We start from the raw sequence: 12,131 nt of genomic DNA on the forward strand, positions 1-12,131 counted from the left end.
CGCTGCGACTCCTGAAAGACCGGCCAGTGGCATCGCCGCTGGCCGGTCGACGGAACCTGGGACCGGATCCTGCAGTCGGTCCAGGCAGATGCCGACCTCGGGGGGCGGATCGAGTGGTCCATCGTCGGAGTCGACTCAATCTCGTGTCGGGCCCACCAGCACGCGGCCGACGCCCCGAGATCTGGCCAAGGGCCCCGAGGAAAGGGACGACGCCCCGCAGACATCCGAAGTCCTGGACCAGATCCGGGTTCCCCGGCCGCACGGAGCCAGCCACGCGCCCGGCCGGACTACGTCAGCGGCGACGACCTACAACTCCCTCCATACCCGCCGCTACCTGTAAAGACGCGGCATAAAGCACACGATTCCCGAGCCGAAGGACCAGCGAGCCAACCGTCGGCGCAGAGGCAGTGCTGGCGGCACGCCCCGGTTCGCTCGAGGGTGCTACCGGCATCGCAATAGAACTCCCGTGCAGTCGCCACCCTCCTGACTCGGACCGGCGTTGTCAGTGGTGGGTGGTAAGCCTGTTCTTCTGACGGTCATCTTCTCGGGTGAAGGGCGAACAGCTATGTCGGGAGAGCGCTACGTCGACCACAGGGTCCTCAAAGCATTCGCGCAGAGCAAGGTCAACGTGCCGGCGGAGGAGGCGAAGGAACGCCGCCGACAGGTGAATCACCTGCGAGAGCGGCTGGAGGGCTACATCGCCGCGCACCCGGACTTCGACCTGGTGAAGCTCCGCGCGTCTGGCAGCACGGCCAAGTACACGGCGATCCGCCGCAAGAGCGGCACGGGGTCCGATGCGGACGTCGCCGCGTACCTGCGCGTCGGGGACCCCGAGGTCGACGTCTCGACCGTGCTGACGTGGCTGGAGGAACGCTGCAAGGAGGTCTACGGCAATACGAAGGTCGCGGAGGACTTCAAGCCGTCCGACCACGCGGTGGGCATCACCATGCGCGACTCCGGCTTGAAGATCGACGTGGTGCCGGTGCTCTACACCGGTGAGCCGGACGACAGGGGTTACCTGGTCACCAGCGGCGGCACCAAGGTGCTCACCTCGGTCACGCTGCACCTGCGCTTCATCGAGAAGCGCAAGGGGGAGGCCGGCGACGGCTACCGGGAGCTGATCCGCCTGCTGAAGGCATGGATCCGCGAGAGCAAGGCGGTCGATCCGCAACTGCGCTGCAAGTCGTTCCTGATCGAGCTCCTGGTCGCGCACCTGTGGGATGTCGGCTGGAATGGCAAGCCGCTCCAGGTCAACGACTACCCGGCGGCGATCGAGCAGGTGCTCGCCTACATCGTCCGCACCGGCCTGAAGACACCGATCCTTTTCACCGACTACTACAAGGCCAACGCGGTGAGCGCGACAGCGGACCCCATCCAGGTCTGGGACCCGGTCAACCCGGAGAACAACGTCGCACGGGGTTACAGCGAGCTCGACCGCCTACGGCTGGTGAACCACGCCAAGACCACCCTCGAGACCCTCACGATGGCCGCCTACGCGGCCACGAAGGGCGAGGCGCTCGACGCCTGGCGCGAGCTGTTCGGCCCCACCTTCCCGGGAGAATGACCATGACCGGCTCGTACACCAGATCCGCCTCCTCCTCGTTCACGATCACCGACGCCCGCTACGTAGGAGGCAGAGTCGCCGCCGACCTGCGCCTGCTGTTCAACCTCTACGGCGAGCCCTCCCTCGACAGAATCGACCACTTCGCCGAGGAGGTCGCCCTGCTCCTGCGCGACGGCTATCTCGACTCTGTCGACTACGGCTTCCGCGACACGGCCACCAACACCTGGAAGTTCCGCCTGCGCTACAAGGCCACGGCCGGCGGCCAGCTCACCGACTCCCGGCCGGGCAGCTTCCCCGACCCCGTCGATCTCGCCGGCTACGGCTTCCACAGCTTCCTGACCTACAGCTCCACGTTCTGGCTCTTGACCAGCAGTCAACAAACAGGGGTCAAGGAGACTCTGCCGATCTCCCGGACGACCGGCACCGCCCCGAGCGCCCTCGCGGGCAACACCACTACGGGGCACGGCTACGCCCGCAATGGCGCCGGCGTCTCCCGCGACGTCTACGTCGCCCACTAATCCAGCGCCGCCAGCAGGAGGACCGAGAACGTGACCAACCAGGACGACCTGTTCCACCCCGTCATCGAACTGCCCGAACCCACCCGCCGCGCCCGCTACGACCGCCTGGTCGGCCTGAACGATACGAAGCTGCGCCTGCGGAAGGAAGCCGCCCTCCTCGCGGATCCGCGCCGACTCCAGGCATGGGCCGCCACCCATCACGACGGCGATGTCGCCGCACTCGCCCTATTCGCCGACCGGGCACCGCTGTTCGTATTCGCCGGCGACGTCGGCTCCGGCAAGTCTGCGCTGGCCGAGTCCTTCGGCTGCGACCTCGCTGACTTCCTCGACCTACCCGTCTACCTGTACCGACTCAAGCTCGCCACCCGCGGCAGCGGACTGGTCGGCGAGATGACCTCGCTCATCGGCGACGCCTTCACCCACATGCATACGGCGGGCAAGCGTATGTCCGGCACTGATGGAGCCCGCGCGGTTCAGATCCTCGTCGTCGACGAAGCCGACGCTCTCGTACAGTCCCGTGAAGCCCAGCAGATGCACCATGAGGACCGGGCCGGCGTCGACGCGTTCCTGGCCGGCATCGACAGCCTGGCCGGTGCCAGGCTCCCGATCGTCGTCGTGCTGTGCACCAACCGAGTCGGCGCCCTCGACCCGGCTATCATGCGCCGTGCCGCTGCCACCTTCACCTTCACTCGCCCCGGCGACGAGCAGCGCTACGCGGTCCTCGCCCAGGCACTCGACGGGCTCGGCATCCGGCCGGAGACCATCCGCAAGGTCGTCGAGCTCACCGGCCCCACCGGCGGCCGCCCCGGCTACACCTTCTCCGACCTCACCCAGCGCCTGGTGCCGGCTGCCGTCTTCCGTGCCTTCCCCGACCGGCCGGTCACCGACGACGATCTCCTCGCCCTCGCCGAGGAGCTGGAGCCGACCCCCGTCTTCACCGAGGAGCGCTGATGGCCCATCTCCCCGCCGCTGGCCCTACCAGCGTGCGCACGACCGGCGACTACTACCAGTGGCTCGTCGCCTGGGAGGGCTGCCTGACGCTCCTGCGCGAGAACGCCACTCGCTCGCACAACCCCGTGCGCACAGTCGGCGTCGAACTCGACGGCGTGGGCAACCTCGATGATGTCGTCCTTCTGCGTGATGCTCCTCCGAACACCTACAAACAGGTCAAGTACGCGGTTGACAGCGCCACGCCGGTCAACGAGGGGTACTTGACCAAGCCCAGCGCCAAGGGCGGTCCATCGATCCTCAAGAAGATCGCCAGGACGTGGAAGGGGTTGACCGCGGACGACGGTAGTGCCGACCTGCGCCTGGTCACCAACCGGGCGGCAGACCCCGAAGACGACCTGATGGCGGGCCGCGACGCCCGCACCGGCCTCCTTATGCCCAAGGCGGCCGTCGGCGGATCCAATTCGCTTCGAGGTAAGGCCCGTGCCCGGTGGGCGCAGGAGGCCGGGGTGACCGAGGCCGAGCTCATCGACCTCCTGTCGGTACTGCGCTTCGACCTGCCTCTGGACATGGTCTGGTACCAGGAGAACCTCCGGCTCCTTATGGCCGTCACAGGGCTTCGCCACGACCAGCGTGCGCTTGAAGAGGGGGCCGACTGGGTCGCCAGGATGGTCCGCGAGGGCCGCCGAGAGCTCACGATGGCGATGATCGAGGCTGCCGTCACCGAGCTTGACCTGAAGGCTGGCCCCGCCCGGGCCGTCCTGTCGATTGCCACTCTCAAGCCGGACCCGCTGGCATCGGACGCCGACCATGCCATCGACTGGATCGATCGCTTCGACGGTGACTCCGACTACACCAAGCGTCGCCCTCTGCCGCCGCACACCTGGGCCCAGCTGCAGGCAGACATCGAGGCCGCGCCGGGACGCCTGCCCGCTGGAACAACCGCCGTCTCCGTCACGGGCAGCATCCGTCTCGCGCCGGCCTTCCTGGTGGGCACCACCTTCCGCATGGTCACCGGCACCGACCTCGCGGCATTGCAGCGCGGGAGGGCTGGCAGCCAGCTCTGGTCCACCAACGACCCGTTCATCGCTGCCCAGACCCCCGGAGTCACTGAGTACGAGATCGGCCAAGGCGACGAGATCGCTGTCGCCATCGCCGTCGCGACGGACCCCACTGAGGACGTTTTGGAGTACCTGCGCGAGCAGAACCTCCCCGTCAGCAAGCTCATCGTCCTCACCCCGCCGAGCGGCACAGCAAACGACGGCTCCGTCCCCGACAGCACCGCCGCCAACGCCCTGGCCGTCGGCATCCGCGACCACCTACGCCGCTCCACCCGCCGAGTCCGCCGAATGCACCTCTTCCTCGCCTGCCCCATGGGGCTTGCTGTTCTGCTAGGCAACCGGTGGAATCGCCTATGCCAGACCATCGTGTACGAGGACATCAAGATCGACGACGGATACGAAGCGGCATTCACTATCGAGGCGTAGTGGGCCCTGTAAACGGCGATGCAGCACCGTAGGGCGGGCATGCGGCGGCCGTGATACCGACCCGCGGCCACTGCCGCCACCAACCCCTCGTCGTCCCGAAAACGCGCGAAGTTTTCGGAAACGACCGACACCCAAGTGCGTTCGCGCAGGTCAGAGCCACCCCACTCCCCCACCCACCCAGTGCCTTCTAAGCGCTCGCCCCAAGAGATGGGCAATCGCCGCCGCAGGAAGACCGCCACACGGCGAGGGCGCCCGTACGGCGGTGAAGAGGCCCACGTCGCAACCCTCGGTCCCCCTGAAGGCGACAGCCACGTACGTTGAAGTCATGTATGTGGTCGTCGAGTCGGTCGTTTCGACCCGTGCCGGCTCTGAGGGCCCCGCAATATTGTGGAGGGAAACCAGTCCGGCATCTATCAGTTGCGATCCCCAGCCGCCCTGGAGAACCATCGCCGCGACACAACCTACGTACTTGCCGCGAATCATGCGTTCGTTGCGACCCTCGACCGTCCAATAACGGCCGACACTCGCGTAGTTGGCGGTGCTGCTCGGCATGAATGGGTCGCAGCGATCCTCAGCCGCCCCGGGATGAAGACCGGCCACGGCACCATGGTCCTGACCGGCACCCGGACCTACACGTTGCGATCCTCGGCCGCCCGGGAGGACGACCCCTGCTTGCCGTTCTGACGCGAGACGTTCACGGCGACCTCGTTTCGACCCTCGGTCGCTGCGAAAAGCGACCGCTTACACCCCTATGTCGGGAGAATCCGCAGCGCTCCGGTTGCGCCCCTTGGCCGCTCCGGAGGGCGACCGTCAAGACCTTCTCCCAGGTGCCGTCGGCGGCCCACTTCTGCAGCCGGTGGTCGGCGCCCTACTCGGGCAGGTCCATCCATGGCGTGCCGGTGCGGTACTTGAACGCGATCACGTCGATCAGCTGCCGGTGATCCCGCCACCGCCCACCCCGTTACGGCCCCCTGGAGGACTGCCCCTTGATGTCGTAGATGACGCGAGACTTGATGGCCTCGGTGTTGCGATCCCCGCCCGTCGTGGAAAACGAGCGCGACTTGGTGCCGACGCCGCCCCTTCCGTGAGGCGTATGTTGCGATTCTCGGTCGCCCAGGAGAACTGACCGCCCTCACTCACAGCCGCGTACTGGCCGAATATACGGCCGTTGCGATCCTCGGCCATCCCTTAGGACCACCACGACGGTGGTGCGGATTGGCAGACCGAAGTAGCCGTTTTCGTTGTGATCCTCGGCAATCCCGAAGGACGGCTGTCACCCTTGCGTTATGGTGCCGCACGTTGGGGCATGTGTCGTGCGATCCTCGGCTATCACAGAGAACGACCGCCCTTAGCCAGTGGTCCGGGTTCTCAGGGTTGGTGGTGCCGTTGCGATCCTCGGCCGACCGAAGGGCAACTGCCATGCGGCTCCACATGCTCTCGTCGAAAAGGTCTTCGATATTGCGGTCCTCAGTTTCGCCCCCAAGGGCACCCGCCATGCGTGAGCAGCTCGGCATTCCGGCACGGGGCCTGTGGTTGCGCTCCTTGGCCGACCCACAGGTCGACCGCCACGGCCGACTGCAGCGGAGGCTTCCAACTGCGACCCTCGGCTGCTCCGGAGAGCGACCGCCAGACCAAGCCGGTGGTGTAATCGGACTTGGAGCCGTCGAAGTTGCGATCCTCGGCCGCCCCGCAGGGCGACCGTCATCCGACCGCAGCGCGGCCGTGGTGTCCTCGTAGGCGGGGTTGTGACCCCCGGCCACCCCACAGGGTGACCGCGACCGCCGCTGGTGTGGTGGATGTGGCGGGCGAGGGGACCGTTGCGATCCTCAGCCGTCCCGAAGGACGACCACCCTGTTGGCGATGGCCTCCTGGCCCCACGCGCTGTTGACGTTGCTATCCTCGGACGCCCTGGGCGACCGCTCAAGACAGAACCTTCCTGGCGCGGCTTACCTGGTGATTTCGATGTTGTGATCCTCGGTCCGCCCTGGAGGGCGACCGCCAGCGACGCGGTCCGAGCCTCACCCGCTCGTCCTCGCGGTGTTGTAGTCCTCGGCCCCCTCGGAGGGCGACCGCCGGTACTCCACCAAGGTGTGACAGTGGCCGAACTCAGCGTTATGATCCTCGGTCACCCAAAGAGCGACCGCGAGGCTAGAAATCATCTCGTCAAAGACACAACCCTTCCGGTTGCGATCCTTGGTCGCCTTGGAGGCCGGCCCGTGGCCCAGTATCCGGAGTACGTGATCCCGACTGATCCGTTGCGATCCTCGGCCACCCCAGAGGGGGTGACCGCCATCCCACGGTGACGATGCCAGCGACTGTGCGGCTACCGTCATTGCGATTCTCGGCCCGCCAGGCAACGACGAACCGGATAGAGCGAGGCATCGGCTGTTACGATCCTCGGTCGTCCCGGAGGGCGACTGCCATGGGTGCAGATCGCGGTGGTGTCGCGTGATCAGACGCGGTTGCGATCCTCGGCCACCTCGAAGAGGTGGCTGCCGGCTGAGCAGTTTTTCGGGGTGCTTTGAGGAAAGGGGGCGCTACGATTCTCGGCCGCCTCGGGGGCCGCCAGTCCACGCTCCGGTTCACGAGCGCGATGCATTCTTCGGCATTGCGAATCTCGGTCGTCCCGGAGGGCGACCGCCACAACACCGACAACCTCTGGCGGCGCTGGTGCGGGCTGTTGCCATCCTCGCTCACCCGGAGTGTGACCGCCGAACTCGGACCAGGGCACCGAGCAGCCGTCTACTTGATTGTGATCCTCAGCCACCCCGGAGGGCGTCCAATCATGCGAGGTCGTGATGATCGCCGGTCGGTCGGGGACGCAGTTGCGATCCTCGGCCGCCCCGAAGGGCGACCGCCGGATCCGCGGGGCCCCCGTCGTCAAGACCGGCTGCTGTTGTGATCCGCGGTCGCTCCGGAGGGGCGACCGCCACGATCTTGCCGTTGGCACCCTTCCCCCATAACACGGCGTTGCGATCCTCGCTCGTCCCAGAGGGGGAGCGCCACGGTGCATACCGCGCCTGTGCGTCGTCGACAACATCACGTTGCGATCCTCGGTTGCCCTTAAGGGCGACCGCCACGCCCAAGATGCGGGCGTGGGCGTGGGACCTGGAGACATTGCGATCCTCGGCCGCCCAGAAGAACGACCATCATCCTGCCGTCAGGCAGCTAACCGGAGCATGATCCGTCGTTGTGATCCTCGGCCGCTCCAGCGACCGCCATGTCGACGCCCTGGCCCCAGGTGGCTGGTGCGACGAGGTTGCGATCCTTGGCCGCCTTGAAGGACGACCGCCATATCGCCGCCTTGTAGTTGCCGGCGACCATGAGCAGGTTGCGATCCTTAGCCACCCCGTAGGGCGACCGTCACCTTGCCGTCGAGAAGCTGGGATGGAAGCCGTACACGTCGGTGTTGCGTTCTTCGGCCGCCCCAGAGGGCGACCTCCAGGTTCTGTCATCAGCGCGTCAATACGCGTGGTCATGGTGTTGCGACCCTCGGCCGCCCTGGAAAGCGACCGCCACATCCATGCACATATCCATCGCTTACGTGGCACGTTAGTTGTGATCCCCTGCGCCCTGGGGTAGCGACCGCTGCTCGTGGAGCGGCTCCAGCACTTTGCGTTCGATCGTTTGATTGCGATCCGCGGCCTGCGGATGGGACTTGCGTCCACATCCGGAGGGCGACCGCAAGTCGGGCGGGAGCTGAGCAGCCCAGAGTTCAGACACGTTTCGATCCTCGGTCACCCCCGGAGGGCCCGCAAGGGACTTTGAAACGGCATTGCCATCTCGTACTGCAGCATGTTCCGGCCCTGGAGACCGACCTCCAGACCGGGCTTAACGCCGAGTTCGGTCTTCTTGACGGCGTTGCGACCCTCGGTCGCCTTTAAAGGGGCGACCGCCAGTGACCCATCCCACGGGAAGTCCCATGAGCCAATCAGCGTTGCGATCCTAGGCCGCCCAGAGAGCAAGTTCAGTCGATGAGCCGGCTCAGGGTCACCCCGGCGGGAACCTTGTCTTCGTCGATGGTGATGCGGTCGGTGTAGTCGTGCCAGGATCGTGCCTCGCTGTGGCCGAGGGGTTTGATGCGGATGAGGTCGAAGAGCTTGTGGGCGGGGGCTCGTCCGTAGGCGTCGTCGTGGGAGAAGACGTACAGGCCGCGGATGGCCATTTCGCCGCGGGAGGACGCCCGGTCGTGGTCGAACATCATGGTCAGGGCCTGCCAGTAGGCGGCGAGATCTTCCGGAGTGACTCCAGCCTTGGCGCCGAGGGCTCCGGAGTAGAAGCCGTGGCCGCGGTAGAGCCCGTAAGGGACGTAGCGCTTGTTGCCCATCTCGGTAACCTTGCCCTTGGCCAGGTCTTCGGGCTTGTTCGGGGCGACACGGGTGATGCCGGCCTCAAGCGGGGTGATGGGGTCAATGGAGCGGGAGAAAGTGACCTGCATGGGCCCGCGAGCCCTTCCCGCGTGCTTCTTCTGGTCACCTACGGACATGACGGCTCCGAACAGGCGCACATCGTAGAAGTTGCGGATCATCCACTCCTGCGCGGTGGCGGTCTGGCCCTCCTTGGCGCCCCCTTCGATGTAGGCACGCTGAATCTGCGGGTTCAGGGCGACGCCCTGTTCGACGTACATCTCGAAGCCGGGTTTGCCCTGGTGGACGAGAGTGATGGTGTTGCGGATCTTGCGCTTGAGGGCGACGTCGGTGATGAGGCCCTGGCCGGTGATGGGGTCGGTCCGGGGCATGCCGTCGGCGTCGGGGTCACCGTTGGGGTTGCCGTCCTTGACGTCGATAAGGAAGACGTAGTCGTGCTTGCGGGTGGGGTCCATGTGCGCGTCGGTCATGGTTGTGATCGGTGTCCTTCCGGGACTGTGGCGCTGTCGTGAGCTGGCGGAGGCGGGGTGTTACCAGAGGGTGTTGTCCGAGGACTCCGTGTCCTCGGCTGAGGCTTCGGGGAGGGCGTCCGCTTGCTGTTCGCCGGCGAGTTCCTTGCCAGCTTCCCGTGCCTTGATGGCTTCTGCCGCCGCGCGTGCGGAGTGGGCTCGCTGGTGGTCGTAGCCGAGGATGAACAGGGCCTGTTGTTCGGTGCTCAGGTGGGCGGGGATGGTGTCGAGCAGGTCGAAGGCGTCCCGCAGTCTGCTGTCCATGGCCTTGGCCGCGGGTCCACTTGTGCGGGCAATGGTGCGCAGGTGCGGTCGTGCTCCGATGCGAAGGCGGGTGAGGACGGCTCGGGGGGAGACGACTGCGGTGCTCAGGTACTTGTCGGTGATGGTGGTGTTGACCTTGGGCATGGCCTTGCGCTGGATCGCTTCGAGCATGGCCATGATCCGTCCGCATACGTAGCCGGGCTCGGTCGACTGCGAGTTCAGCTGGGGCACACAAAGCTCCTTGTGGCGAGTTGTCGTACGGATCAGGGCGAGGCGAAGCAGGGCGATGCGGGGTCGGTCGAGGCGGTGGTCGGCGCGGATGCGCTGCAGGAGGACCGGCAGGAGGTGGGCCGGTGGTGCGGCGCCGTGGAGCGCGGCTTTGGTGAGATCGGCCTGCAGGTGTTTGGGGACGGTGGTGTCGACGTACTTGTTCTTGCGCTTGTCCCAGCGGGCGCAGGCGAGGGCGAGTCGCCAGACCGACCAGTAGGTGTAGGTGTTGTTCCACCCGTCCCAGGTCTGTTGGTCGGCGAACCAGGTTCCGAGTCTCCGTTTCAGTTCGGGGACGGGGATGGTGATCCAGTCGGCGACGATGACCCTGTTGGTGTTCACCCGCAGGGTGAGGGCGTGGAAGGCGTCCTCGTCGAGGACTGCCAGGGCGTCTCGTCCCCGCTGGGGGTGGCGGACTCCGGCGACGAGCTGGGCTACCTCCTCGGGCTGGGGGTCGCGCAGGGTCCACATGGACGTGTCGGTGTCGGGGTCGCGGGTCCACCAGACGATGGCGGAGTCGTCGGCGAAGGCGCGGTGTTCGGGGTCGGCGAGCAGTGTATTCAGGGCGGTGGCGGACTTGGTGCCGCAGTCGACGCAGATGGGGGTGGCACCGAGCTGCTTTGTGCCGGCCCGGAAGTGGGCGGGCTGGTTGAGGCAGACCAGCTGGGTGTTCATTCCGGAGTTGGGGATGCCCTTGATGGGAACCGGGAGCGTGGACAGCAAGGGCATGACGTGTCCGCACACGAGGCAGAGTCCCCTGTTCGCCTTGCCCGTCTTCCCGCTCTTCGCCTTCTTGACCTTGTCGGCCCACCAACGCCTGGCTTCCGGCAGATCGTGGACCCACTCGCCGTCCACGCTGATGGCGACGAGGTGGTCCTTGTCCATCTCCAGCGGCCAGGCGGTCGGAGCGTGGCTCCTCAGCCATGCGGCCACCGCCTGCGCCTGGGGAAGGCGGGGGTGGTCGTTGCACCAGGAAATAACCAGCGCACGGTAGGCGGCGTGCCGGGTCCTCGCCTTGGCGACGTCGGCAGAGTTGACCGGGAGGACCTTCTCCCCGTCCGGCCCTTTGACCAGGCCGGGATGGGCAAGCGCGAACTGCGCGGTGTCGGCAAACAGGATCGGTACTGGCTTGGACCCGGAGCGTCCGGTGTACGGGGCGGTGATCCTCCGCTGTTCCTGACGGAGGTCGATGACCAGCGGCTCGGCTCTCCCCGTCCCCGTGCTGGACAGGTCGATCTGCCACATGACCCGGCGCGCGAGGTAATACTCGGGGGTGTCGCCCTGGCGGCTGTCGGCTTGCCGGACGAGACTCTGCAACAGCACTTCAGACCACCCCCTCCACGGAGGCACGTCCCTCGGCGCCGGGCATACCACTGACCTCGGCAGGGGCGAGCGGGCGGTCGGGCACGTGGAGAACACCGTGCTCGAGGCTGGCCTGGAACCAGTGGTAGCGCTCCTTGCCCTTCGGAAGGTACTCAATGTGGTGGAGCATCAGCCCGAGCTCGTCGATGGGCGGAATGCTCGCCTGATCGGCGGCCGTGACCACGCCGGCCTCCTCCACCGATCCGCGGGGCCCGAAGAAGGCTGCGAACTCGCGGCAGCCGAAATGGGGCTGCTCGTAGCAGGCGCCGCGTGCGACTCGACGGTCGAACTGATCGCGGTACTTCGGCAGGGGTGCGGCACATCGGTCGGTGGCGCGGATCGTCGCGTGAATGCGGTAGGCGACGTCGCTCAAGGCGACGGTGACCCGCTGGCCGCGGTCTTCGGCGACGTCGTAGTAATAGCCGTTGTTGGCCCGCAGGCTTTCGTAGGCGTTCTTGGTGATGATCGAGTTGTTGACCTCGTTGCGCCGGAAGCGGGTCCACCTCACCGGCTTGAGCTGTTCGATCCGCTCGACCCGGTAGGTCATCTCCGGCTTCCAGAAGATGGCCTCCAGCAGTCCCCTCGCCGCAGAAGGGGTCATGGTCGGATAGGAAACACGTTCGACTTTGAGTTCCGGACGAGTGAAGCAAGCCAGCGGTCCCCATGCCTCCACCTGGACATGAAGTGGCCGTTCAGCCCTCTCCTCGCGGTGCCTTCGGGGGCGTGAAGCAATCATGCACGTGTTCCCTTCCTTGCCTGCTGGCGCAGGCCGTTGTCAGTGCCTACGGCTAGCTTCCTTACGTCGCACGGCCCCGAGGTCTGCACTGTGCGATTCGAGGGGTATG

Annotated in this window: 8 protein-coding genes and 1 pseudogene; 5 read left to right on the forward strand and 4 right to left on the reverse strand. The window is 66.5% G+C overall.

Translation table 11 applies throughout. The annotated features are described in order from the left end of the window. Nucleotides 1-30: 30 nt before the first annotated feature. From K7787_RS00340 to K7787_RS00360, 5 genes and pseudogenes are all read left to right on the forward strand, one after another. Nucleotides 31-457: pseudogene (locus tag K7787_RS00340) on the forward strand (transposase family protein); the annotation flags it as partial. A gap of 108 nt (nucleotides 458-565) precedes the next feature. After that, entirely contained in the window at nucleotides 566-1,564 is a 999-nt protein-coding gene (locus K7787_RS00345; RefSeq protein ID WP_223000049.1) for a CBASS oligonucleotide cyclase, read from the forward strand. A gap of 2 nt (nucleotides 1,565-1,566) precedes the next feature. Beyond that, entirely contained in the window at nucleotides 1,567-2,082 is a 516-nt protein-coding gene (locus tag K7787_RS00350) for an HORMA-1 domain-containing protein (protein ID WP_247720386.1), read from the forward strand. A gap of 30 nt (nucleotides 2,083-2,112) precedes the next feature. After that, a complete protein-coding gene (locus tag K7787_RS00355; RefSeq protein WP_223000051.1) occupies nucleotides 2,113-3,033 on the forward strand; it encodes an AAA family ATPase in 921 nt (306 codons plus the stop codon). Further along, a complete protein-coding gene (locus tag K7787_RS00360; RefSeq protein ID WP_223000052.1) occupies nucleotides 3,033-4,517 on the forward strand; it encodes an SAVED domain-containing protein in 1,485 nt (494 codons plus the stop codon). The genes K7787_RS00355 and K7787_RS00360 overlap by 1 nt, the downstream gene beginning before the upstream one ends. Nucleotides 4,518-7,685: 3,168 nt before the next feature. Here the strand turns inward: K7787_RS00360 and K7787_RS00365 are convergent. The 4 genes from K7787_RS00365 to cas5c form a co-directional block, all read right to left on the reverse strand. Continuing rightward, nucleotides 7,686-7,865, reverse strand: coding sequence for a hypothetical protein (locus K7787_RS00365; protein WP_223000053.1), 180 nt, complete (start codon nucleotides 7,863-7,865; stop codon nucleotides 7,686-7,688). A gap of 619 nt (nucleotides 7,866-8,484) precedes the next feature. Beyond that, nucleotides 8,485-9,354 carry a type I-C CRISPR-associated protein Cas7/Csd2 gene (cas7c, locus tag K7787_RS00370; protein WP_223000054.1) on the reverse strand — a complete coding sequence of 290 codons (870 nt, stop codon included), beginning with the start codon at nucleotides 9,352-9,354 and terminating at the stop codon, nucleotides 8,485-8,487. Nucleotides 9,355-9,414: 60 nt separating this feature from the next. Continuing rightward, nucleotides 9,415-11,247: a type I-C CRISPR-associated protein Cas8c/Csd1 gene (gene cas8c, locus K7787_RS00375; RefSeq protein ID WP_223000055.1), complete on the reverse strand. Its 1,833-nt coding sequence runs from the start codon at nucleotides 11,245-11,247 to the stop codon at nucleotides 9,415-9,417. 1 nt (nucleotide 11,248) lies between these two features. Next, on the reverse strand, nucleotides 11,249-12,022 hold the full coding sequence (cas5c, locus tag K7787_RS00380) for a type I-C CRISPR-associated protein Cas5c (RefSeq protein ID WP_223000056.1): 774 nt from the start codon (nucleotides 12,020-12,022) through the stop codon (nucleotides 11,249-11,251). Between the last annotated feature and the right edge of the window lie 109 nt (nucleotides 12,023-12,131).

This window comes from Streptomyces sennicomposti, assembly GCF_019890635.1.
Taxonomy (GTDB): Bacteria; Actinomycetota; Actinomycetes; order Streptomycetales; family Streptomycetaceae; genus Streptomyces; species Streptomyces sennicomposti.